The organism is Nocardia sp. NPDC005825, assembly GCF_040630175.1.
Classification (GTDB): Bacteria; Actinomycetota; Actinomycetes; order Mycobacteriales; family Mycobacteriaceae; genus Nocardia.
The window spans coordinates 71,526-98,180 of the sequence record NZ_JBEXXC010000010.1 but is presented as its reverse complement, the minus strand read 5'-3'; the positions used below and the strand labels follow the sequence as shown (position 1 = coordinate 98,180).

Sequence of the window (26,655 nt, the reverse complement as noted above, 5' to 3'; positions counted from 1 at the left end):
ACCAGGAGTTTCACTGATGGCTGACGACGACGAACTGCGCCGGTACCTCAAGAAGACCGCCAAGGAGCTGTACGAGACCAAGCAGCGGCTGCGCACGCTCACCGATCGGATGCACGAACCGATCGCCATTGTCGGTATGGCGTGCCGGTACCCGGGCGGCGTGCGCTCGCCCGAGCAGCTGTGGCAGCTGACCGCGGACGGCGTCGACGCCATCGGCGGCTATCCGACCGATCGCGGCTGGGACCTGGCGCGGCTGTTCGACCCGGACCCCGACGCGGCGGGCACCATCTACACGCGCGACGGCGGATTCCTCGACGATATCGGTGATTTCGATGCCGCCTTCTTCGGCATCGGCCCGCGCGAGGCGGCGGCGATGGATCCGCAGCAGCGGCTCATGCTGGAGGCTGCCTGGGAGGCCCTCGAGGACGCGGGAATCGACCCGACGTCGCTGCGGGGCAGCGACACCGGCGTGTTCGCCGGTGTCATCCACCAGCACTACGGCCCGCGCATCGGTTCGGCCACGATCGGCGCGGAGACCGAAGGCCATGCCTACCTGGGTGTTTCGAACAGCGTCCTGGCCGGGCGGATCGCCTACACCTTCGGCTTCACCGGCCCGGCGATCGCCGTCGACACCGCGTGCTCGTCCTCGCTGGTGGCCATCCATTTGGCCTGCCAGGCTTTGCGTTCCGGCGATACGGACGTGGCTTTGGCCGGTGGCGTCACCGTGATGTCGGACCCGTCGCTGTTGATCGCCTTCGCCCGGCAGCGGGCACTGTCCGGCGATGCCCGGTGCAAGGCGTTCGCGGCCGCCGCCGATGGCACCGGCTTCTCCGAGGGACTCGGAATGCTGGTACTGGAACGACTCTCGGACGCCCAGCGCGCGGGCCACCAGGTGCTGGCGGTCATTCGCGGCAGCGCGGTCAATCAGGACGGTGCGAGCAACGGCCTCACCGCGCCGAACGGCCCGTCGCAGGAGCGGGTCATCGCCCAGGCACTGGCCAACGCCGGGCTGGATCCCGCCGACGTCGATGCGGTCGAGGCACACGGAACCGGCACGATGCTCGGCGATCCGATCGAGGCGCAGGCGCTCATCGGCGCATACGGCGCGGGTCGCCAGGGTGAGCCGTTGCGGCTGGGGTCGCTGAAATCCAATATCGGTCACACCTCGGCAGCCGCCGGTGTCGGCGGCGTGATCAAGATGGTGCAGGCCATGCGCCACGGTGTGCTACCGAGAACGCTGCACGTGGATGAGCCCACGCCGCATGTGGATTGGTCCGCCGGTACCGTCCGCCTGCTGCAGGACAGCCACCCGTGGCCGCAGGGGGAACGGGTGCGCCGAGCGGGCGTGTCCTCCTTCGGGGCCAGCGGCACCAATGCGCACCTCATCCTCGAGGAAGCCCCCGCTGTGGCCCTCGAGCAGACTCCCGCAGAGGGGGAGGCCGCGCCCGCAGCGGATACTGCGCCCCACATCACGGCCGACAGCGTCGCGCTGGTGGTATCGGCCAAGTCCGAGGCCGCGCTGCGCGCGCAAGCGGATCGGTTGCGGCACTGGCTGATCGAGCACCCCGATGTGGATCTCCACGAGGCGGCGCGTGCCCTGGTGAGCTCGCGCGCACTGCTCGAGTGGCGTGGCGCGGTCACCGGGCCTGACCGCGCCGAATTGCTCGGTGATTTGGCGGATTTGGCCGCAGGCGGACCGAATACGTTCGCGGCGAAGGCTGATTCCGGTGCCACCGCGTTCTCGTTCGCCGGTCAGGGTGCACAACGGGTCGGGATGGGTGCCGGTCTCTACCGCGCATACCCGGCCTTCGCCACCGCGTTGGACGAGGTGTGCGCGGTGTTCGATCGGGTTCTCGGACGGTCGCTGCGGGAGGTGATGTTCACCGACTCCGAGGGCTTGCTGGACCGCACCGAATGGACTCAGCCCGCGCTGTTCGCCTTCGAGGTGGCACTGTTCCGGCTACTGGAATCCTTCGGTGTCACACCGGATGTGCTGGTCGGTCACTCGATCGGCGAGCTGGCGGCGGCCCATGTCGCCGGAGTGCTGTCGCTCCCGCACGCCTGCGCGCTCGTGGCGGCCCGCGGCCGGTTGATGGGCGCACTGCCCGAGGGGGGCGCGATGCTCGCCGTGTCGATCGACGCGGCGCGCGCCTCCGAACTCGTCGCGGCCGTCTCCGATCGAGTCTCGGTGGCCGCGGTGAACGGTCCCACCTCGACGGTCCTGTCCGGCGACACCGAGGCGATCGAGAGCCTGGAGCGCGAACTCACCGCCGCGGGTATCCGGACCAAGCGGCTGCGGGTGAGCCATGCCTTCCATTCGGCGCTGATGACGCCGATGCTCGACAAGTTCCGCTCGGTCGCACAGAAACTCGACTATCGATCGCCCAACCTGCCGATCGTCTCGACCGTCACCGGGGAGTCGGCCGGTAATGCGGTCACCGATCCCGAGTACTGGGTGGAACAGGTCCGCGCCACCGTTCGCTTCGCGCCCGCGATCGACACCCTGCGCGCCGACGGGGTCCGCCGCTTCGTCGAAGTCGGGCCCGACGCGGTACTGACCGCCATGACCCGCGAATGCCTGGGTGAGAACACCGATCTCGCGGCTGCCCCGGCGACCGTGGCCCTGGCGCGACGGTCGTCCGAAGAGGTCGGGAAGTTCGTCGCGGCCTTGGCGCAGCTTCAGGTCACCGGCGCACGCGTCGATTGGCGCTCGACCTTCGCCGAGCGCGCTGCGACTCCTGTCCCCCTGCCCAAGTACGCTTTTCAACGTCGCCGCTACTGGCTGAACCCCGACCACCGTGCGGCCGCGGACATGTCGGACCATCCGATCCTCACCGGAGTACTCGGATTGGCCGGTTCGGACGAGTGGCTGTTCACCGGTCGGCTGTCGGCGGCGACGCATCCGTGGATCGCCGACCACATGTCGTACGGCGTCGTGGTCCTGCCGAGCGCCACACTGATCGAGTTCCTGCTGGTCGCCGGTGGCCGAATCGGTTGCGCGGCCGTCGAGGAGCTCACCCTCCAGGCACCGATCGTGCCCGCCCCCGGCGATGAGATCGAGCTCCAGGTACTGGTGCAGGCCCCCGATTCGACCGGCCATCGCACGTTCGAATTCCATTTCCGTACGTCGACTTCCGACGAGTGGATCCATAACGCGACGGGTTCGCTCGCCACATCCGTCGGGCGCGAACCGGAAGTGCTCTCCCGGCTCCGGACGGAATCGTGGCCGCCCGCCGACGCACGACACCTCGACAGTGCCGGGCTCCCGGCGCAGATCGCCACGGACGCGGGACTCGAATACGGTCCGGCGTTCCTCGGGGTACAGCGGGTGTGGGAGCGCGACGACGCCGTCTTCTCCGAGATCGCCCTGAACTCGGAACTCAGCACGGCCACAACGCATTCGGGACGCCATGCTCTGCATCCCGCGCTGCTCGATATGGTCATGCACGCCGCGTTCTCCCGGCTGATCTGGCGTGACGGCAACCCCGATCCGAACACCGGCAGACTGCTCTTCCGCTGGGCCGGGGCCCGGTTCCACCACGCCCCGACCGCGGGTATCGGGCCCGCCGAGGTGTCCACGCTGCGGGTGATCGCGGTCGCCCAGGGGCCGGAAGCCGTGGCGGTCGCGGCCGTCGACCCGGATGGCAATCCCGTTGTCTCGGTGGACGCCGTGGTGATGCGGCCGTACGACGTCAAGGAATTCCGCGGTGCGCTGTCGGCCGACGCCGCCGCGTTGTACGAGGTGCGCTGGGAGGAGGCTCCACCCCTGGGTGCGGCGGTCGTCGCCGACGAGCTTCCCCGGGCAGAGGTCTTCCGTGCCGGTTCATCCTCGGCCGGATCGGCATCCGACGAACCGGGGGCGATACGAGCACGGGTGCTTTCGACCCTGACGCACCTGCGCTCATGGCTCGTGCAGCAACGGCCGGCCGAGAACCGGCTGGTGGTGGTGACCTCGAATGGAGCGGGTATCCCCGGGGAAACCCTCGATCCGGCGGCCGCCGCGGTGTGGGGGCTGGTGCGCAGCGCGCAGTCGGAGAACCCCGATCGATTCGTCCTGATCGACGAGGATCCCGCCGCACCCGCGAGCCCCGATCGGATCGCCGCCGCACTGGCCGCGGGCGCACCGCAGGTCGCGGTGCGTGACACCCGAGTGCTGGTCCCCCGGCTCCGGCGTGCGGCTGAGACTGATGGTGCCGCAACCGAACCCGTGGATTCCACGGCGACCTTCGACGGAGCGACGGTACTGATCACCGGCGGCACCGGCGGCCTCGGTTCGCTGTTCGCTCGGCACCTGGTTGCCGAATACGGTGTGCGCGAACTGGTTCTGACCTCACGGGGTGGACCGGGTGCGGCGGGAGCCACCGACCTGGTAGCGGAATTGGCCGGGCTGGGGGCACGGGCCCGGGTCGTCGCGTGCGATGTCGCCGATCGCGAGGCGGTGCGCGCCCTGCTCGACGACATCGGCTCCGGTGACACTCCGATCGCGGTGGTCCACACCGCCGGTGTGCTCGATGACGGAACCGTCGCCGCACTGACCGACGCGCAGATCGACCGCGTCCTCGCGCCGAAGGTCGACGGCGCGTGGCATCTGGACGAACTGACCCGGGGCAGAGATGTCCGGGCATTCGTCGTGTTCTCCTCGATCGCGGCCGTTCTCGGCACGTCGGGCCAGGCGAACTACGCCGCGGCCAACGCCGCACTGGACGCCCTGGCCCAGCGTCGCCGCGACGCCGGTCTCGCGGCGACCTCGCTGGCGTGGGGTCCGTGGAATCAGTCCAGCGGTATGACCGGCGGACTGGATCGTGGTGCGCTGGCACGCTGGGAACGGCTGGGGCTGAGCCCACTCGCCGACGCCGAGGGTGTGCGCCTCTTCGACGAAGCACTCGCGCACGGATCGGCGCGACTGTCGCCGATCCGGTTCGATGCCGGTGCCCTGCGCACCGGTGACGAGTCCGAGGTGCCCGAGGTGCTGCGCGGATTCCTCCCCCGCCGGGCTCGTGCCGCCACACCGACCGCCGTCGCGGCGGCCGGGACGCTCGGAGCACGCCTGGCCGAAGTACCCGCGGCACGGCGCGTCGAAGTGGTGCTGGAGACCGTCCTGTCCGAAGCCGCGGCGGTGCTGGGTCACGACTCCGCGGCCGACATCCGGTCGGATCAGCGATTCGACGAGATCGGTTTCGATTCGCTCGGCGGCGTGGAGTTCCGCAACCGGCTGGGGAAGGCCACCGGTCTGCAACTGCCGTCGACGCTGGTGTTCGATCATCCGACCCCGGCGGCGGTGGCGAAGCTGGTGCTGTCCCGCGTCGAGCCGACGACCGATGAACCCCGCAAGCACGCGGTCCGCCGTGTCCGGGCCGACGACGAGCCGATCGCCATCGTCGGCATGGCGTGCCGGTTCCCCGGCGGCGTCGAATCACCCGATGACCTCTGGGATCTCGTTGCCGCCGGGATCGACGCCACCGGCGAGTTCCCGACCGATCGGGGATGGGATCTGGAGCGACTGTTCGACGCGGATCCGGACAAGCCCGGGACCGTCTACGCGCACCGCGCCGGATTCCTCGACAGCGCGGGTGATTTCGATCCGGGATTCTTCGGGATCGGTCCCCGGGAGGCGTCCGCGATGGACCCGCAGCAGCGCCTGCTCCTCGAAACGTCCTGGGAGGCGCTCGAGGACGCCGGTATCGACCCTCACTCGTTGCGGGGCACCGATACCGGGGTGTTCGTCGGCGCGGGCGCATCCGGTTACGTCGACCTGGTGGGCGGTGATCTGGAGGGCTATCGGCTCACCGGCACCACGAGCAGCGTGATGTCGGGACGGGTCGCCTACGCGCTGGGGTTGGAGGGTCCGACGCTCACCGTGGACACCGCCTGCTCCTCCTCGCTGGTCTCGCTACACCTGGCCGCTCAGGCGCTGCGCAATGGGGAGAGCTCCCTCGTGCTGGCGAGCGGCGTGACGGTCGCGGCCAGCCCGTACCTGTCCGTCGATTTCGCTCGGCAGCGCGGACTGTCACCGGACGGCCGGTGCAAGGCGTTCTCCGCGACGGCCGACGGCGTCGCCTTCTCCGAGGGCGCCGGGGTGCTGGTGCTCGAGCGGCTCTCCGACGCGAAACGCTTGGGGCACAACGTTCTCGCCCTCGTGCGTGGCACCGCGATCAACTCCGACGGCGCGAGCAACGGCCTCACCGCGCCGAACGGTCCGTCCCAGCAACGCGTGATCACCGCGGCGCTGGCGAATGCCGGACTGTCGCCGTCGGATATCGACGCGGTCGAAGCCCACGGCACCGGTACCCCGCTGGGTGATCCGATCGAGGCGCAGGCGCTGATCGCGGTCTACGGTCGCGACCGCGCGCAACGCCCGCTGCGGATCGGCTCGCTCAAGTCGAACATCGGCCACACCGTCGCCGCCGCGGGTGTCGGCGGCGTCATCAAGATGGTGCAGGCGCTGCGGCACGAAACTCTGCCCAGGACACTGCATGTCGATGAGCCGAGCACGCACGTGGACTGGACCGCCGGAGATGTCGCGCTGCTGATCGAGTCGCACCCGTGGCCGGCCGGTGACCGGCCGCGTCGCGCCGGGGTGTCGTCGTTCGGTGTCAGCGGCACCAACGCACACGCCATCCTCGAAGAAGCGCCCCGCCCCGCGATTCCGGCGGAAGCCGGTAGCCACCCGCTCGGTACGGCGCCCTGGCTGCTGTCGGCCAAGAACGACACCGCGCTGCGAGCGCAGGCGGTGAAACTCCAGCGGTGGCTGATCGACCACCCCGACACCGATCCGGCGCGGGTCGCGCACGCGCTGGCCACCACCCGCGCCCAGCACGAGGCGCGGGCGGCGGTCCTGGGCGCCGACCGCGACGAACTGCGCGCCCGGCTGGCGCACTTGGCTGCCGGAACCGCGACCGCCGGAGTCGTTTCCGGCATCGTGGGCACCGGAAAGACCGCCTTCCTGTGCACCGGTCAAGGCGCGCAGCGGGCCGGGATGGGCGCTGGACTGGCCGCGGCCTTCCCCGTCTTCGCGGCCGCGCTCGACGAGGTGTGCGCACGGTTCGATCCGCTGCTCGAATGTTCGCTGCGGCAAGCGATGTTCACCGGAGAGCTGATCGATCGCACGCGCTTCACGCAGCCCGCGCTGTTCGCGTTCGAGGTGGCGCTGTACCGGCTGCTGGAGTCCTTCGGCGTGACACCCGATGTCCTGGTGGGCCATTCGATCGGCGAGCTGACCGCGGCGTACCTGGCCGGCGTCTGGTCCCTGGAAGACGCCTGCGCGCTGGTCGCGGCTCGCGGCCGCCTGATGGAGGCGCTGCCCGAGGGCGGTGCGATGCTCGCGATCGCCGCACCCGAGGACGAGGTCGTCGCCGCGATCGCCGAGTACCGTGACCGCATCTCGATCGCGGCGGTGAACGCGCCCGCCGCCGTGGTGGTCTCCGGTGACGCCGACGCCGTCGACACGCTCGAGAAGGTGTTCGCCGAGCAGAGCCGCCGGACGAATCGGCTGCGGGTGTCGCACGCCTTCCATTCGCACCTGATGGAGCCCATGCTGGGCGAGTTCGAGACCGTCGCCGCCGCGGCCACTTTCCACCCGCCGCGGATTCCCCTGGTATCCAATATCTCCGGTGAGATCGCCGGTGACGAGATCCTGAAACCGGATTACTGGGTGGCGCAGGTGCGCGCCGCGGTGTGTTACGCACCCGGCGTACGGACGCTGGTGGCCTCGGGCGTGCGCCGCTTCCTCGAAATCGGGCCGGACGCTGTCCTGGCGGCCATGACCCGGCAGACCCTGCCCGCCGATATCGAGTCGCGTGCGGTGGTCGCGGCGGCGGCCCGCCGGGACCACGACGAGGTCGAGCAATTCGTGACGATGCTCGCCCAGGCCCACACCGCGGGCGTGACCGTCGACTGGACGCCGTTGTTCGGCGACCGCCCGGCACCACGCATCGCCCTGCCCACCTATGCGTTCCAACACCAGCGCTATTGGCTCGAACCCGGTCTCGGGGAGCGGCGGCCCGACGCCTCGGAGCACGCCCTGCTCACCGACGTGGTGCGGGTGGCCGATCGGGACGAGTGGATGTTCACGGGTCGATTCTCACTGCCCACCCACCCGTGGATCACCGACCACACCACCTACGGTGTGGTGGTCGTCCCCAGCGCCGCGCTCATGGAGATGGTGCTGGTCGCCGGTCGGCGCATCGGCTGCGACGTCGTCGACGAACTCATCCTCGAGCGGCCGATCCTGCCGCCTGCGGACGGCGAGGTCGAACTCCAAGTGCTGGTGCGGGAACCGGATACCGCGGGACGCCGGTCCTTCACGTTCCACTACCGCCTCCCCGGCGGCGAGTGGGCGCGAAATGCCAGTGGCGTCCTGAGCGGGCGACAGCTGATCGACCTGGGCCTGATGGAGATGCTGCGCAGTACGCCCTGGCCGCCGGTCGGCGCCGAACCGGTGGACACCGACTGGATTCCGGAGCATGCGACGCGGGTCGCCGGGCTGGCCTACGGCCCGTCGTTCCGCGGAATCGGCGCCGCCTGGCACAGCGATGACACGTCGTTCTCCGAGATCACCCTGAACCCGGAGGTGCCCGGCGACGGGTTCCAGCTGCATCCCGGCCTGTTCGACATGGTGATGCACGCCGGGCTCGTCAGTTTGATCTGGTCGGATCTCGACAGCAACCCCGCCGAGGGCAAACTCCTGTTCCGTTGGGGTGCCACGCAATTCCACACGGCTTCCCCGGTGACCTCGATGCGGGTGATGGCCGTACGGCGCAACAGCGAGGCGATCGCCGTGGTGGCTGTGGACCAGGATGGCAACCCGGTGGTGTCCATCGACGAAGTCGTCATGCGTTCCTACGACGTCGACCAGTTCCGGGCCACGCTGTCGGGAGGAGGCGCGGGCCGGTACGGGTTGCGTTGGGCGCCGGTCGAAATACCGGACGCACCCGCCCCGATCGGGAGCGCGGCCGTGCTCGGGGCGGCGGCCGTGACCGGCATCGAGGAGCGGTATCCGGATCTCGCGGCGCTGGCCGCCGCCCCGACCGTTCCGGACCTCGTGGTCTGGCCCGAATCCGCCGGACTACAGGGTGCTTCCCCGCAGTCCGCGCGTGCTCGCGTCCATGCCGCATGGGATCTGGTCCGGGGCTGGCTGACCGGCGAACAATTCGGACGGTCGCGGTTGGTTGTGGCGACCGAAGGCGCGGCGACCTTGCCCGATTCCGGACCGGATCCGGCGTCGGCCGCCGTCTCGGGGCTGATCCGCAGCGCTCAGGCCGAGTATCCGGATCGAATCGTGCTGCTCGACGTGGACCGAGCCGTCGGCATGCACCAACTGTCGGCCGACGTGATTCGAGCCGCCATCGCGGTCGGCGAGCCGCAGGTGGCGCTGCGGGGCGACAGCCTCCTGGCGCCGCGGCTGGAGCCGGTGACATCCGCTGCGGGTGAACCGATTTCCTTCGGCGCCGGGACCGTGCTGATCACGGGCGGAACCGGCGGATTGGGTGCGCTGCTGGCCCGGCACCTGGTCACCGCACACGGCGTCGATCGGCTGCTGCTGGTCTCGCGACGCGGTGAACGCGCCGACGGGGCAACGGAACTCGCGGCGGAACTGTCCGAATCCGGCGCACACGTGCGCATCGCCGCCTGCGATGTCACCGACCGCGACGCCCTGCGGGACCTGCTGGCGGACCTCCCGGACGAGCACCCGCTCACCGGCGTCGTGCACGCCGCCGGTGTGCTCGCCGACGGCACCTTCGACGGCCTCACAACCGACCGGATCGACCAGGTGTTCGCGCCGAAGGCCGAGGCGGCCTGGCACCTGCACGAGCTCACCCGGGAGATGAACCTGTCGGCGTTCGTCATGTTCTCCTCGATCGCGGGCATGATCGGTTCGGCCGGACAGGCGAATTATGTTGCCGCCAACGGCTTCCTGGACGCCCTCGCGCTGCGCCGCCGTGCCGAAGGACTGCCGGGGCTCGCGCTCGCCTGGGGTCCGTGGCGACAGGACCTCGGCATGACCGGCACCTTGGATCGCACCGCCATGAGCCGATTGGACCGACTGGGCCTGACGCCGCTGGACCACGACAACGGCCTGCGGATGTTCGACGAATCGCTGACCACGGCGGAGCCCGTGCCGGCGCTGCTGCATCTCGACACCGACAAGCTGCGCGTCGAAGCACACACCGGGTCGGTTCCGGCGGTGCTGCGCGGATTCGTTCGCGCGGGTGGCAGGACAACCACGAGGGTGAGTGACGGACCCTCGCTCGGGGAGCGGCTGCACGGCGTGGCGGAGACGAAGCGTCACGGCGTCGTCCTCGACCTGGTGCGCGAAAACGCGGCCACGGTGCTGGGTTACGAATCGCTCGACGACATCGGTCCCGATCGCGGCTTCGACGAACTGGGCTTCGATTCGCTCGGCGGCGTCGAGTTCCGCAACCGGCTCTCGAAGGTTGTGGGGCTGTCGCTGCCCTCGACCCTGGTGTTCGACTACCCCACCGCGCGAGACCTGGCGGGCTACCTGCTGGAACAGGCCCTGGCGGAGGCGCCCGCGCCGGCGGAGGCGCCCGCGCCGGCGGCGGCACCCATGCCGGCGGCCGCGTCGGCGCCGCCCGAAGTCACGCAGCTCGAGGCCATGGTCGAGCGGATCATCGCCGACAGCGGCAACACCGACGAGACCATCGCGGCTCTGCGGGGCATCGCCGACCGTCTGCACGCCCATCTGGGTGACGCGTGGTCCGACGGTGTCTACGGCGACCTCGAGTCCCATTCCGACGATGAACTATTCACTCTGATCGACGAGGAGTTCGGCCCAGCATGACCAATCCGAGCAGCAACGAGGAACGCCTCAGCCGGTATCTGCGGAAGGTCACCGGGGATCTTCGCACGGCCAACAAGCGAATCCAGCAGCTGGAGGGACAGGCCGGGGAGCCACTCGCGATCGTCGGCATGAGCTGCCGGTACCCGGGCGGTGTCGACACTCCGGACCGGCTGTGGGAATTGGTCGCCGCCGGAACCGACGCGATCGGCCCGTTCCCCACCGACCGCGGCTGGGATCTCGAGCGGCTGTTCGACACCGACCCGGACGCGCCCGGGACCGTCTACGCCCGGGAGGGTGGATTCCTCGACGCGGCAGGCGATTTCGATGCCCGATTCTTCGGCCTCGGACCCCGCACGGCCGAGGCGATGGATCCGCAGCAGCGGCTGTTCCTCGAAGCGTCCTGGGAGGCTTTGGAAAACGCGGGCATCGATCCGGAGTCGCTGCGGGACAGCGATACCGGTGTCTACGCGGGCGTGATCCACTTCGACTACGGCCGCCGCGTCGGTGCGCCCGGGCACAGCGCCGAATCCGAAGGCAATGCCCACCCGGGTGTTTCGGCCAGCATCCTGTCCGGGCGGGTGTCGTTCAGCCTCGGTTTCAAGGGTCCGGCGCTGTCGGTGGACACCGCGTGCTCGTCGTCGCTGGTCGCCCTGCATCTCGCCTGCCAGGCCCTGCGCCAGGGCGAGACGTCGCTCGCCCTGGTCGGCGGTGTCACCGTGATGTCGGATCCCGCCCAGCTCATCAGCTTCGCCCGGCAACGCGCGCTGTCCCCCGACGGCCGCTGCCGGGCGTTCGGGGCCGCGGCCAACGGCACCGGATTCTCCGATGGTCTCGGCATGCTCGTGGTCGAGCGGCTGTCGGACGCCCGCCGGCACGGCCACCCCGTCCTCGCGGTGGTGCGCGGCAGCGCGGTGAACCAGGACGGCACCAGCAGTCGGCTCACCGCACCGAACGGCCCCGCGCAGGAAAAGGTGATCGCGCAGGCGCTCGCCAATGCCGGTCTGACCCCCGCCGATATCGACGCGGTCGAGGCGCACGGCACCGGCACCCAGCTCGGCGACCCGATCGAGGCGCGGGCGTTGATCGCCACCTACGGTCGCGGTCGCGTCGGCGATCCGTTGCGGATCGGATCGCTCAAATCGAACATCGGACACACCTCCGCCGCGGCCGGCGTCGGCGGGGTGATCAAGATGGTGCAGGCGATGCGGCACGAAACACTGCCCGCGACACTGCATGCCGATGCCCCGACCCCCCACGTGGACTGGTCGGGCGGAAACGTGCGGCTGCTGACCTCGGCCGAGCCGTGGGCGGCGGGCGAGCGGGTGCGGCGCGCCGGTGTGTCGTCCTTCGGCGCCAGCGGCACCAATGCCCACGTGATCCTGGAAGAGGCGCCCGCCCCGGTGGAGCCCACGGCCGTTCCGGCGAACGAATCCGGTGCGGGCGCCGCCGCGGTCGTCCCCGAAACCGCGGCGGTGGTCTCCGAGATCGCCGCGTTGCCGCTCTCCGCGAAGACCGAGGACGGTGTGCGCGCGCAGGCGGCCAAACTACTGGAGTGGGTGCGCGAACGTCCCGGCCTGACGGTCGGCGATATCGGCTATTCACTGGTCACCGGACGCGCTCGAATGGAGTGGCGGGCAACGGTGGTGGCCGGCGATCGGGACGCCATGCTCGCCCGACTGGCGGAACTCGCGGAGCACGGGTCGGCGAGCGAGGTCGTCACAGGCCGAGCGGTCACGCGCAAGACCGCCTTCCTGTGCACCGGACAGGGAGCCCAGCGGGCCGGCATGGGTCGCGAACTGTACGAAGCGTTTCCGGTGTTCGCGGCCGCGCTGGACGAGATCTGCGGGCAGTTCGACCCGCTGCTGGGCACATCGCTGCGGCAGCTGATGTTCACCGGCCTGGCGGTCGGCGACGGTCCCGAGGATGCGGAGGCGCTGCATCGGACCGAGTTCACCCAGCCCGCGCTGTTCGCGTACGAGGTCGCGCTGTACCGGCTCCTGGAATCCTTCGGCGTGATGCCGGACGCGCTGATCGGGCATTCGATCGGCGAGCTGGCCGCCGCGCACCTCGCCGGTGTCTGGTCGCTGCCGGACGCGTGCCGCCTGGTCGCGGCGCGCGGCCGCCTCATGGGACGGCTGCCGGTCGGGGGCGCGATGCTCGCGATAGCGGCGGGCGAGGGCGAGGTCGCCCCGCTGCTCGCCGACGAGGCGCGGCGACTGGCCATCGCCGCCGTGAATTCGCCGGTGGCCGTGGTCGTCTCGGGCGACGAGGAGGCGGTGACGGCGCTCGCGCAGCGGTGCGCGGAGCGCGGCTGGCAGACCTCGCGGCTGCGGGTGTCGCATGCGTTCCATTCCCACCGAATGGATCCGATGCTGGCCGAATTCGGCACCGTCGCAGCGTCGTTGACCTACAACCGCCCGAATATTCCACTGGTTTCGAACCTTTCCGGCCGGATGGCCGGTGACGAGGTGCTCGAGCCCGCCTACTGGGTCCGGCAGGTGCGCGAGGCCGTTCGGTTCGCTCACGGCGTGGACACCCTGGTGGCCGCGGGCGTGCGCCGATTCCTCGAGATCGGCCCTGACGCGGTCCTCACCGCGATGGCCCGGCAATGTCTGCCGGAGAATGTCGAATCGCAGGCGGCGGTGACGGCCGGAGCCCGCCGCGGGCGGGCCGAGGTCGAGCAGTTCGTGACCTGCCTCGCGCAGGCGCATGCCGTCGGCGCCGATGTCGCGTGGACGGCGCTGTACACCGGACGCCCGGTCGCGCGAGTCCCGTTGCCCACCTATGCGTTCCAGCGTCGCCGCTATTGGGTCGACCCGGTCGGAGGGAACGCCGGGGTCGAGTCCGCGGGTTTGGGTGCGGTCCAGCATCCGCTGCTGGGCGCGGTGCTGTCGGCACCGGAGTCGGGCGCGGTCCTGCTGACCGGGCGGCTGTCGCTCACGGCCCAGCCGTGGCTCGCCGATCATGTGATCGGCGGCGCGGCGCTGTTGCCGGGAACCGCTTTCGCGGAGCTGGTCCTGCGGGCCGGAATCGAGGTCGGCTGCCCGGTGATCGAGGAGCTGACCCTACAGGCTCCGCTGCTGCTGCCCGCGACGGGCGGGGTGCAGATCCAGGTCGTCGTCGGCGGGCACGAGCAGGGGCAACGGCCGGTCGCCGTCTACTCCCGTGCTGAACACGACCATGACGACGCGTGGGTGTTGCATGCGCGCGGTGCGCTGACGGTCGCCGACGGTACGACCGAACCCGGGACCGAGGCGTGGCCGCCGCCCTCGGCTACCGAAATCGAGGTCGCCGCGGCGTATTCGAGCTTGTTCGCCCGTGGTTACGAGTACGGCCCGGCCTTTCAGCGGGTGCGGGCGCTGTGGCGGCGCGGCGACGAGGTGTTCGCCGAGATCGCCGCCGATGCGGACACCGGGGTGCGCGTCGAAGGGTTCGGAATCCATCCGGCGCTGCTGGACGGCGCCTTGCACGCCGGGCAACTGGTCGGTGCATTCGAAGGCGATACGGGACAGCCGGATTCGCCGTTCACGGTCACGGACGGGCAGGTCGCGCTGCCGTTCGCATGGGACTCGGTGGCACTGCACGCCTCGGAAGCCGCCGTGCTCCGGGTGCGGCTGACCCCGACCGGATCCTCGGTGTCGGTGCGGGTGGCCGACGAATTCGGGCAACCGGTCCTGTCGGGATCGGTGACGGCACGGCCGATGCCGCTCTCGCAGCTCGTCGCGGCCGCATCGGGTGGCGTGGCCGACCCGGTCCTGGAGCTCGTGTGGTCACCGGCCACGTCCGAGCGGCCCGCGATCGATGTCGAGGTGGGGCGCTGGGACAGGCTGGACGAAGCGCAGACGCCTCCGGTGGTGCTCGTCGAAGCCGGTGCGGGCTGGAACGGCGCCGACGCCGGCGTGGTGGCCGCCACCCATGACGAAATCGCGCGGATCCTCACAGTTTTGCAGGAATGGTCGGCTCGGGAACGGTTCGCGGCGAGCACGCTGCTGATCGCCACCAGCGGCGCGATCGCCCTGCCCGCCGAGGAGCCCACCGACCTCCCCGGTGCGGCGGTGTGGGGCTTGGTCCGTGCCGCCCAGGCCGAAGACCCCGGCCGAATCATCCTGGTGGACACCGACACCGGCATCGACGAGCGACTCGCGGGCGCCGTCGTAGCGGTCGGCGAATCGCAGGTGGTCGTGCGCGGCGGCATCACCCACACCGCTCGCCTCGTCCGGCCCGCGGATGAACGCGCGGACAGCGGCGACGAGGCAGCCGCGTTCGGCACGGGCACGGTGCTGATCACCGGTGGCACCGGCGGTTTGGGCGCGCTGATGGCCCGGCACGTGGTCGTCGAGCACGGTGTGCGGTCGTTGCTGCTGGCCAGCCGCAGCGGCCCGCGGGCCGAGGGAGCGGCAGCCCTGTGCGCCGAGCTCGAGCAGCTGGGCGCACAGGTGACCATCGTGGCCTGTGACGTCGCGGACGCCGCCGCGGTCGCCGAACTGATCACCGAGGTACCGGTCGAGTGGCCCCTGACCGGTGTCATCCATGCCGCGGGTGTGCTCGACGACGGAACCATCGCGTCCTTGACCCCGCAGCGAATGAATACGGTCCTCGCACCGAAGGCCGACGCCGCCTGGCATCTGCACGAAGCGACCGCGGACTCGAGTCTGTCTGCTTTCGTGGTGTTCTCGTCTGTATCGGGCACCCTCGGCGGCCCCGGGCAGGGCAATTACGCGGCCGCGAACACCTTCCTCGACGCGCTGATGGCCCACCGCCGGGCGCGCGGGCTCGCCGGTCACTCGCTGGCGTGGGGTCCGTGGGCCCGGTCTCGCGGCATGACCGCGCACCTCCAGGAGTCCGACGTGGCGCGGATGAGCCGGGGCGGATTCACCGCGCTCACCGATGAGCAGGCGCTGCGCGGTTGGGCCGCGGCCCTGCGACGGAACGCGCCGCACACGGTGATCGCGGCCCTCGACGCCGCCGCGCTGCGCGCGCGAGCCGAAACCGGACTGCTCCCCGCCGTGCTGCGGGAACTGGCGCCGGCGGCCCGCCGCCCTGCGGTGACATCGTCGCCGGTTTCCCAGCTGCGGCAACGGCTTTCGGGACTGGACGGCGAACGGCAGCGGCAGCTGGTCCTCGATACGCTGCGCACCCAGATCGGGGCCGTGCGCGGCAACGACGGCGCCGCCGCGTTCGAGCCCGGTCGCACGTTCCAGGACCTGGGGTTCGACTCCCTGAGCGCCGTCGAACTGCGCAATCGCCTCAAAACCGCTACCGGACTATCGCTTCCCGCCGCCGTCATCTTCGACTACCCCACACCGCAGGCGCTCGCCGAGCACCTGGCCGAGGAGTTGACCGGCACCGCGAAGGACATCGCGGTCACCGCGAAAGTCGTTGCCGACGAGCCGATCGCGATCGTCGGCATGGCGTGCCGCTACCCGGGCGGCGTCACCTCGCCCGAGGACCTCTGGACCTTGGTCTTCGACGGCGTCGACGCGACGTCCGAGTTCCCGGGTAATCGTGGGTGGGATACCGAGCGGATCTACGATCCCACCGGCGAGCGGCCGAACACCACCTACACACGTTCAGGTGGATTCCTGCACACCGCAGGCGAATTCGATCCCGCGTTCTTCGGGATCAGCCCCAATGAGGCCGCGTCGATGGACCCGCAGCAGTTCCTGCTGCTGGAGACCTCGTGGGAGGCCCTCGAACGGGCCGGCATCGATCCGGCCGCGCTGCGGGGCAGCGCCACCGGAGTGTTCGCGGGCATGATGTATCACGACTACCCGGCCAACGCGAACTCGGGATCCATTGCCTCCGGCCGTGTTTCGTACGTGCTCGGACTGGAAGGACCGTCGGTCACCGTGGACACGGCGTGTTCGTCGTCGCTGGTGGCCATGCACCTGGCCGGGCAGTCCCTCCGGTCGGGCGAGTCCGACCTGGCCCTGGCGGGCGGTGTGGCCGTGATGGCGACGCCCGAGGTCTTCGTGGAATTCAGCCGCCAGCGGGGGTTGGCCCCGGACGGGCGGAGCAAGTCGTTCGCCGACGCCGCCGACGGTGTGGCGTGGTCCGAGGGCGCCGGTGTGCTGGTGTTGGAGCGGTTGTCCGACGCCCGGCGCAACGGGCACGAAGTGCTCGCGGTGATCGCCGGTTCGGCGGTGAATCAAGATGGTGCGTCGAACGGTCTGACGGCGCCGAACGGTCCCTCGCAGCGGCGGGTGATCCGGCAGGCGCTCGCGAATGCGGGAATCGCGCCGAGCGACGTCGACGCGGTCGAGGCGCACGGCACGGGAACCACCCTGGGTGATCCGATCGAGGCCCAAGCGCTGCTGGACACCTACGGTCAGGAGCGGGCCGCGGACCGGCCATTGTGGTTGGGGTCGTTGAAATCCAATATCGGGCACGCGCAGGCCGCGGCCGGTGTGGGTGGCGTCATCAAGATGGTGATGGCCATGCGGCACGGGGTACTGCCGCGGACGCTGCATGTGGATCGGCCGTCGAGCAAGGTGGATTGGTCCGCGGGGCAGGTCGAATTGCTGACCGAGCCGATGGCGTGGCCGGAGGTGGATCGGCCGCGACGCGCCGGGGTGTCGTCCTTCGGTATCAGCGGCACCAATGCGCACGTCGTCATCGAACAGGCGGCGGCGGAACCGGCTCGGGCCTCGGGCCGAGGCGAGGCCGTTCCGGTCGGCGCGGTGCTGCCGTGGGTGGTCTCGGCGCGCAGCGGTGCGGCGCTCGCCGATCAGGCCGGACGGCTGGTCTCGGCTGTGGTCGAGCACGATCGGGATCCGGCGGATGTCGGTTTCTCGTTGGCCTCCACGCGCGGCGTCTTCGAGCATCGCGCTGTCGTCTTCGGGGACGACCGTGGTGCGCTGCTGTCGGGGACACGGGCGCTCGCCGAGGACGCGCAGTCCGCGGGTGTGGTGTCCGGTCGCGTGGTTCCGGGTTCCACCGGGCTGGTGTTCTCCGGTCAGGGTGCGCAGTGGGCCGGGATGGCGAGCGAGTTGCGTCGGGCGTATCCGGTGTTCGCCGAGCATTTCGATGCGGTCGTCGCCGATATCGATCCGCTGCTGGGGCAGCCGGATTCGCTGAGTGTCGCGCTGGCGTCCGAGGACCTCGTCGATCGGACGGTGTACGCGCAGGCCGGATTGTTCGCCTTCGAGGTCGCGCTCTACCGATTGGTCGAATCGTGGGGCGTGCGGCCCGATATGGTCGCGGGCCACTCGATCGGTGAGGTGGCCGCCGCGCATGTGGCGGGGGTGCTGTCGCTCACCGACGCGTGTGTGCTGGTGGCCGCGCGTGGCCGGTTGATGCAGGACCTGCCCGGCGGAGGCGCGATGGTCGCCGTCGGCGCCGCGCAGGCCGACGTCGCGCCCCTGCTGACCGCGGGGGTCGCGGTCGCGGCGGTGAACGGACCGTCGGCGGTGGTGCTCTCCGGTATCGAGGCGGAGGTCCTCGCCGTCGTCGAGACCTGCGTCGAGCGAGGCTGGCGCACCCATCGCCTGCGGGTCTCGCACGCCTTCCACTCGGCGCTGATGGAGCCCATGCTGGCCGAATTCGCCTCGGCGATCGAGGGTTTGGCCTTCGCCGAGCCGATGATTCCGCTGGTGTCGACCGTGACCGGTGCGGTGGTGACCGGCGAGATGACCGATCCGCGGTACTGGGTGGATCAGGTCCGCGACACGGTGCGGTTCGCCGATGCCGTTGCCGCGATGGTGGATTCGGGTGTGTCGAGGTTCGCCGAGATCGGTCCCGACGCGGTCCTGACCCCGATGGTCGCGCAGATCACGGAGGGCGCGGTGGCGCTGGTACGGCGAGACCGCGCCGATTCCGCCACCCTGCTGACCGGAGTAGCCGGATTGTTCGTGTCCGGCGCCGACGTGGACTGGGCCGGGTTCTACGCCGGTACCGCCGCGCAGCGAATCGACCTGCCTACCTACGCCTTCCAGTACGAGAGGTATTGGCTCGACGCCCGGAAGCTGCTCGCGCAGTCGTGGATGGGCGCCGAGCTGGGCGGAGTGACCGACGCCGGGCTCGACACGGTGGACCATCCACTGCTCGGTGCTGTCGTGCCGCATCCGGATTCTGGGCAGGTGAGCTTCACCGGCCGGTGGTCGCTGGACTCGGTGGAATGGCTGGCCGATCACAGCGTGCACGGCACGGTGCTGCTGCCGGGTACCGGATTCGTCGAACTGGCCGCCCATGTCGGCGGCCTGCTGGGCTGCGACGTCGTCGACGAACTGGTCCTGCACACCCCGTTGACCCTGCCCGCCGAGGGCGGTGTCGCGGTGCAGGTCGTCGTGGCCGACACGGATGACGACGGCCGTCGACGGCTGCGCGTGCATTCCCGGCAGGCGGCCGAGGGTCCGTGGACGCTGCACGCCGAGGGCGTCCTCGCCGTGGACTCGGTATCTCCTGCCGTGGCCGCCGAGGTCGACCTGGCGACCTGGCCTCCGGTCGGCGCGCAGCCGCTGGATGTCGACGGCGCCTATGACGATCTGCTCGCACTCGGATACGGGTACGGTCCGTTCTTCCAGGGGCTGCGGGCGGCGTGGCGACGCGGCGACGAACTGTTCGCCGAGGTCGCGCTGCCGGATCCGCAGGACGCCAACGGTTTCGGGATCCATCCCGCGCTGTTCGACGCGGCTCTGCATGCCGGGATCCTGCACGGCCGCAAGGCCGGTGAGGCGGTGTTGCCGTTCGCCTGGAACCGAGTCGTTCTGCACTCGGCCGGCGCTTCCACCGTGCGGGTGCGCAGCGTTCCCGCGGGCGACGACTTCGCTGTGCAGATCGCGGATGAGCAAGGCCGACCCGTCGTGTCGGTGGGCGCGTTGGTATCTCGGCCGGTGCCGGTCGAACGCCTGAGTGCAGACCGGGTGCCGGACGCCTTGTTCACCGTGGAATGGGTCGCGGCGTCGTCGTCGCCCGACAGTGTCGAACCGGACCGCATCGCGATTCTCGGGGCCGACCGCGGCGGGTCGGTGCGGCATTACCGCGACCTCGCGGCCTTGATCACCGATCTGGACGAGGCCCCGGATCCGGTCGTGCCCGATCTGGTGCTGCTCGAATGCCCGCGCCACGACGGCTCACCGACAGACGCGGCGCGGGAGGTGCTGCGAGCGGTGCTCGACACCGTTCAACGGTGGGTGATCGAAACCCGCTTCGCCTCTTCGCGTTTGGTAGTGCTCACCGAGCAAGCTGTGGCAGTCGAGGATTCCGAGCTCGTCGGCCTGGGCCAGGCGCCGGTATGGGGTCTGCTGCGTGCCGCGCAGGCCGAGTATCCGGGTCGATTCCAGCTGCTGGACGTGGAGCGGGGCGGCGGCGCTGTCGCCGCGGACACCGTGGCGGCCATCGCCGGGGAACCCGAAGCCGCGCTGCGCGGCTCGACCGTGCTCGTACCGCGGTTGACCCGCCGGACACCGGGCACGAGTGCCGAGCCGATCGAGCCCGGCACGGTGCTGGTGACCGGCGGCACCGGCGGTCTCGGCGCGGTGATCGCCCGCCATCTGGTGACCGAATACGGTGTGCGCCAACTCCTTCTGACATCCCGACGCGGTCTGGACGCTCCCGGTGCGGTCGCACTGCGTGACGAACTGGCCGAGCTCGGCGCCGAGGTCACCGTGGCCGCGTGCGACGTGTCGGATCGGTCGGCTCTGGCGGCTCTGCTGGCGGGCATCTCCGATGAGCATCCGTTGGTGGGTGTGGTGCACGCGGCGGGCATCGCCGACAACGGTGTGATCGCAGCGATGTCGGCGGATCGCATCGACGCCGTGTTCCGCCCCAAGGCGGATGCCGCGTGGCATCTGCACGAGCTCACCCGTGACAGGTCGCTGTCGTTGTTCGTGCTGTTGTCCTCGGCGGGCGGGTTGGTGCTGGCCGCGGGTCAGGCGAATTATGCTGCGGCGAACGTCTTCCTGGACGCCCTCGCCGCGCATCGGCACACCCTGGGATTGCCCGCGACCGCTGTCGACTACGGCATGTGGGAGCGGTCGAGCGGGCTCGGTGCGGAGCTGTCCGAGGACGACTTCGATCGGATGCGCAGGCAGGGCTTCCCACCACTGTCCGAGTCCGAGGGTCTGGCGCTGTTCGACGCGGCGGTCGCGGCCGGGCGTCCGCAGATGGTGGCGTTGCGGATCGATCCGGCGGTGCTGCGCACGCGGGGCGAGCAGATTCCGCCCCTGGTCCGGGGACTCGTCCCGACTCCGGCGCGCCGACGCGAGCGGACTCCGGCGGGTCACGCACTGCTCCAACGGCTGGCGGGCCTCCCGGAAGCCGATCGCGACAGTGCGCTGGTCGATTTCGTCCGTACCGTGGCAGCCGGGATCCTCGGCCACGCCTCCGCTGCGGCCGTCGCACCCCAGCAGGCGTTCCAGCAGCTCGGGTTCGACTCGTTGAGCGCCATCGAGTTCCGCAACAAACTCAACACCGCGACCGGGCTGCAACTCCCGGCCACACTGATCTTCGACTACGCGACTCCACAGGCCGTCGCCGAATTCATCGGTGCGCAACTCACCGGCACCGCCGTTGTCGAGCAGCGCGCGGTGAGCCGGGTCCGCGCCGACGACGAGCCGATCGCCGTGGTGGCGATGGCCTGCCGCTATCCGGGTGGGGTCGCGTCGCCGGAAGACCTGTGGCGCCTGGTCGTCGAGGGCGGCGACGCCACCGGGGCCATGCCGGTCGATCGCGGCTGGGACCTCGAGGGCATCTACGATCCCGAACCCGGCAAGCCCGGTAAGACGTATACGCGCAGCGGTGGATTCCTGTACTCCGCGGCGGAATTCGATGCCGATTTCTTCGGGATCAGCCCGAACGAGGCCACGATCATGGACCCCCAGCAGCGGTTGCTGCTGGAGGTCTCCTGGGAGGCCATCGAACGCGCGGGCCTGGATCCGGCGGCGCTGCGCGGCAGCTCGACAGGCGTCTTCACCGGTCTGATGTATCACGACTACGCCCAGGCCACCGGCACCGGCAGCGGCGCCGCGGGCAGTCTGGTCTCGGGCCGGGTGTCGTACGTGTTCGGCCTGGAGGGGCCGTCGGTCACCGTGGACACGGCGTGTTCGTCGTCGCTGGTGGCCCTGCACCTGGCCGGGCAGTCCTTGCGCTCGGGCGAGTGCGATCTGGCCCTGGCCGGCGGCGCCGCGGTCATGGGGACGCCGGACATGTTCCTCGAGTTCGGTCGCCAGCGCGGGTTGTCGCCGGACGGGCGGTGTAAGTCGTTCTCCGACAGTGCCGACGGGGTGGGCTGGGCCGAAGGTGTCGGCGTCCTGGTGCTGGAGCGGTTGTCCGATGCCCGCCGCAACGGGCATGAGATCCTCGCGGTCATCGCCGGTTCGGCGGTGAACCAGGATGGCGCGTCGAACGGCCTGGCCGCGCCGAACGGTCCGTCGCAGCGGCGGGTGATCCGTCAAGCCCTGGCCAATGCCGGTCTCGCGCCCGTCGATGTCGACGCGGTGGAGGCGCACGGCACCGGAACGACGCTGGGCGATCCGATCGAAGCCCAAGCGCTGCTCGCCACGTACGGCCAGGAGCGCGCTACGGACCGTCCGCTGTGGTTGGGGTCGCTGAAGTCGAACATCGGTCACGCTCAGGCCGCGGCGGGTGTGGGCGGTGTGATCAAGATGGTGATGGCCATGCGGCACGGGCTGCTGCCGCGAACGCTGCATGCGGATCACCCCAGCACCAAGGTCGACTGGACCGAGGGCCACGTGCGGTTGCTGACCGAGGCGGTGCCGTGGCCGGAGGTCGGTCGGGCGCGGCGTGCGGGCGTGTCGTCGTTCGGTATCAGCGGCACCAATGCCCACGTCATCATCGAACAGGCTCCGATGCCCGAGCCCGCGGCGGAACAGACACCGGCACGGGCGATTCCGGGAGGACTGCTGCCGTGGGTGTTCTCGGCGCGCAGTGGCGCGGCACTCGTCGGCCAGGCGGCCCGACTGTCCGCTCAGGTGGATGTTCCAACATCGCCTGTGGCAGAGCGTGATCCGATCGATGTCGGCTTCTCGCTGGCGTCGGCGCGCAGCGTGTTCACCCATCGGGCGGTCGTGCTGGCGGAGGGCCGTGCGGACCTCACCGCGGGCGTGCGCGCGGTGGCCGCGGGCACCGACGCGCCCGGCGTGGTGTCGGGTCGCGCGGTGACGGGCTCGACGGCGGCGGTGTTCTCGGGGCAGGGCGCGCAGTGGGCCGGGATGGCGACCGAGTTGCGGAAGGCCTATCCGGTGTTCGCGGACCACTTCGACGCCATCACGGACGAACTGAGTCCGATGCTGGCACAGCCGGTTTCGCTGGAAGCGGCGTTGACGTCCGAGGAGCTCGTCGACCGGACGGTGTTCGCGCAGGCGGGGTTGTTCGCGTTCGAGGTGGCGTTGTTCCGGCTGCTCGAATCCTGGGGTCTGCGTGCCGATGTGGTGGCCGGTCACTCCATCGGTGAGGTCGCCGCGGCACACGTGGCCGGAGTGCTGTCGCTGACCGACGCGTGCGTGCTGGTGGCCGCGCGCGGCCGCATGATGCAGGCCCTGCCCGCCGGCGGGGCGATGGTCGCGATCGGCGCCGCCGAGAGCGAGGTGCTGCCATTGCTGCCGGGCGAGGTGTCGGTGGCGGCGGTGAACGGTCCGTCGTCGGTGGTGATCGCCGGTGCCGCGGACGCGGTCGCGGCGGTTGCCGACGTGTGCGCCGAGAAGGGTTGGCGGACGAATCGTCTGCGGGTATCGCACGCGTTCCATTCGGCATCGATGGAACCGATGCTGGCCGAATTCGCCACGGCGATCGCGAATCTGACGTTCGAGCGACCGAGTATCGCCTTGGTGTCGACGGTGACAGGTACGCGGGTCGGCGACGACATGTGCGATCCGTCGTACTGGGTCGGTCAGGTTCGGGGGACGGTGCGGTTCGCGGATGCTGTTGCCGCGATGGCGGATTCGGGTGTGTCCAGGTTCGCCGAGATCGGCCCCGATGCGGTACTGACCCCGATGATCGTCCAAACCCTCGACGGCGAGCACCCGGCCGCCACGGTGGTGCCGCTGGCGCGCCGTGGCACAGCCGACGCCGTGTCGGTGTCGAACGGTGCGGCCGGATTGTTCGTCTCCGGCGCGGACCTCGACTGGGCCGCGTGGTACGACGGCACCGGAGCCCGGCGAATCCCTCTGCCCACCTATGCCTTCCAGCGTCACCGGTATTGGATGCCCGAGAGATCCACCGATAGGGGTGATGCCCGATCGATGGGCCTCGCCGCCACCGGACACCCGCTGGTTCCCACGGTGATCGCACAACCGGACACCGGCGGTGTGATCCTGACCGGCCGCCTGTCGGTCCAGACGCATCCCTGGCTGGCCGATCACGGCGTGCTCGGCACCGTGCTGTTCCCTGGAGCCGGTCTGGTCGAACTCGCCCTGCGGGCCGGCGACCAGGTGGGCCTTTCGACGCTGGCGGACTTCGTCCTGCACGCGCCGCTGGTACTGCCCGAGGCGGGCGGGGTCGCGGTGCGCGGTGTCGTCGGCGCCGAGGACGAGACGGGCCATCGCACGGTGCGGATCTACTCCTGCCCCGAAGGCGAGAGCGACGCGGCATCGTCGTGGACGCTGCACGCCGAAGGCGCGCTCACCACCGGTGACGCGGCCGAGGCCGCCGACCTCACCGCGTGGCCGCCGATCGGAGCGCAGCCGCTGCCGGTCGGCGGTGTCTACGACGACCTCCGCGCCGGCGGGTACGAGTACGGGCCCTCCTTCCAGGGTTTGCGGGCGGCATGGCAGCGCGGCGACGAAGTGTTCGCTGAGGTCACGCTGCCCGACCCACGGGAAGCCGCGGAATACGGACTCCACCCCGCACTGCTCGACTCCGCCCTGCACGCCCTGCTCATCGGCGACTCGGGGCGCGCTGACGAGGCCGGGCCCGCGTTACCGTTCGAATGGTCCGGTGTGACCGTGCACGCGACGGGAGCCGACGCCCTGCGCGTTCGCGCGACCCGCGTCGGCGACCGGACGGTGCGGGTGGATCTCACGGATCCGACCGGCGCTCCGGTGGCGACGGTGCGCCGACTCGCCGCGCGGCCGATCGACGCCGCGCAGCTCGCGGCGATGACATCCACGGTCGACAATGCGCTGTACCGGGTCGAATGGACTCCGATGTCGGTGTCCGACAGCGAGGTACGCACCGTGTCCTGGGCTGATCTCGGTGACGAGGTTCCGGCCGCGGTCGTGCTGGATGCCCCGGCGGGCAATGATCCCGACGCCGTTCGCGCCGCGACTCACGCGGTGCTGCACGTGCTGCAAACCTGGATCGCCGACCGCCGATCCAGCCAGGCGGCACTGGTGATTCGGACCACCGGTGCGGTTTCGGTTGCCGGGGAGGACATTACGAATCTCGCCGGTGCCGCGGTGGCCGGCCTGGTTCGCTCCGCTCAGGCGGAGAGTACGGGTCGAATCATCCTGGTGGACACCGATTCCGACGTCGCCGGGCCGTTGGGCGGGATCCTGGCCTCCGGGGAACCGCAGGTGGTGGTGCGCGGCGGGCGAGTCCACAGCGCGCGACTGGTCCGAGCGACGACCCCGGCGACGAGCAGGTCGGCTCCGAGCGTCGCTTTCGGTCCGGACGAGACCGTGCTCATCACCGGCGCCAGTGGCTTCCTCGGCGGATTGTTCGCCCGGCACCTGGTGAACACCCGCGGTGTGCGGCACCTGCTGCTGCTGAGCCGGCGTGGCGAGTCGGCGCCCGGCGCCGCCGAGCTGGCGGCCGAGCTACGCGGCGGTGGCGCCGACATCGACTTCGTCGCTTGCGATGTCGCCGATCGTGCCGCGCTCGCCGAGGTGCTGTCCGCCATCCCCGCGAGCCGTCCGCTCACCGGTGTGTTCCACACGGCCGGTGTGCTCGACGACGGCGCCGTCACCTCCCTGACCCCGGATCGGATGGATGCGGTGTTGCGGCCCAAGGTCGATGCGGCCCTGCACCTGCACGAGCTGACCGCCGAGCTGCCGCTGCAGGCGTTCGTGCTGTTCAGCTCGGCGGCCGGAGCGTTCGGCAGTCCGGGGCAGGGCAACTATGCCGCGGCCAATGCCTGCCTGGACGCGCTGGCGGCGCACCGCCGGGCATCCGGGCGCCGCGGGCAGTCCCTCGCGTGGGGGCTGTGGAGCGGCGACGGCGGCATGGGCGCCGAGCTCGGTGACGTCGACCGGCGCCGCATGGCCCGTTCGGGGATGCTGCCGCTGTCGGCGGAGCAGGGGTTGGCGCTGTTCGACGCCGCCGCCGACATCGACACGGCGGCACCTGTTCTCGCCAGGCTGGACCGGGAGGGACTCCGCGGCGCGGGGTTCGCGACGGCCCTGCTGTCCGGACTCGTCCCCGCTCGCCCGGTATCGGCCGCCCCGGCCGCACTGCGCGCCCGGCTGGCCGACACCCCTGCGGGCGAACGCCTCGGTGTGCTCGTCGACCTGGTTCGTGACCAGGTGGCCGCCGTGCTGGGGCACCGGAACGCGAAGGCCATCGCGGCCGACCGGGCCTTCAACGAGCTGGGCTTCGATTCGATCACCGCCATCGAATTCCGTAACGCCCTCAAAACCGCGACCGGCCTGCCCTTGCCGGCGACGCTGGTATTCGACTACCCGTCACCGGAAGTGCTGGCCGAATACCTGGCCGAAGAGTTCACCGACAACCACCCCGACGCGCCGGCAGACGCGTCGGAACACGAGATTCGCACTGCGCTCCAGACGATTTCGCTGACCCAGCTCCGCGAAGCCGGACTGCTGGAGGCGCTCATGCGACTCGCTCACGGGCCCGAACGCCCCGGCGAGACAGCAGAGCACAGCGCGGACGAGTCCATCGACGAACTCGATCTCGACGACTTGATCAATCTGGCTTACAACTCCGAGGACTGACAGCGA

The 26,655-nt window shown here is 70.6% G+C and carries 2 protein-coding genes; both read left to right on the top strand.

Going from position 1 to position 26,655, the window contains the following annotated elements:
• The first annotated feature begins 16 nt into the window (after window positions 1-16).
• Window positions 17-10,801, top strand: a complete 10,785-nt coding sequence (locus ABZ382_RS25640; protein ID WP_357093552.1) for a type I polyketide synthase — start codon at window positions 17-19, stop codon at window positions 10,799-10,801.
• Complete coding sequence (locus ABZ382_RS25635; RefSeq protein ID WP_357093549.1) at window positions 10,798-26,649, top strand: type I polyketide synthase; 15,852 nt, start codon at window positions 10,798-10,800, stop codon at window positions 26,647-26,649. The genes ABZ382_RS25640 and ABZ382_RS25635 overlap by 4 nt, the downstream gene beginning before the upstream one ends.
• Window positions 26,650-26,655: the final 6 nt, after the last annotated feature.

Coding starts and splice junctions, on each gene's coding strand:
- ABZ382_RS25640 (WP_357093552.1), top strand. CDS start 17: ATGGCTGACGACGACGAACTGCGCCGGTACCTCAAGAAGACCGCCAAG.
- ABZ382_RS25635 (WP_357093549.1), top strand. CDS start 10,798: ATGACCAATCCGAGCAGCAACGAGGAACGCCTCAGCCGGTATCTGCGG.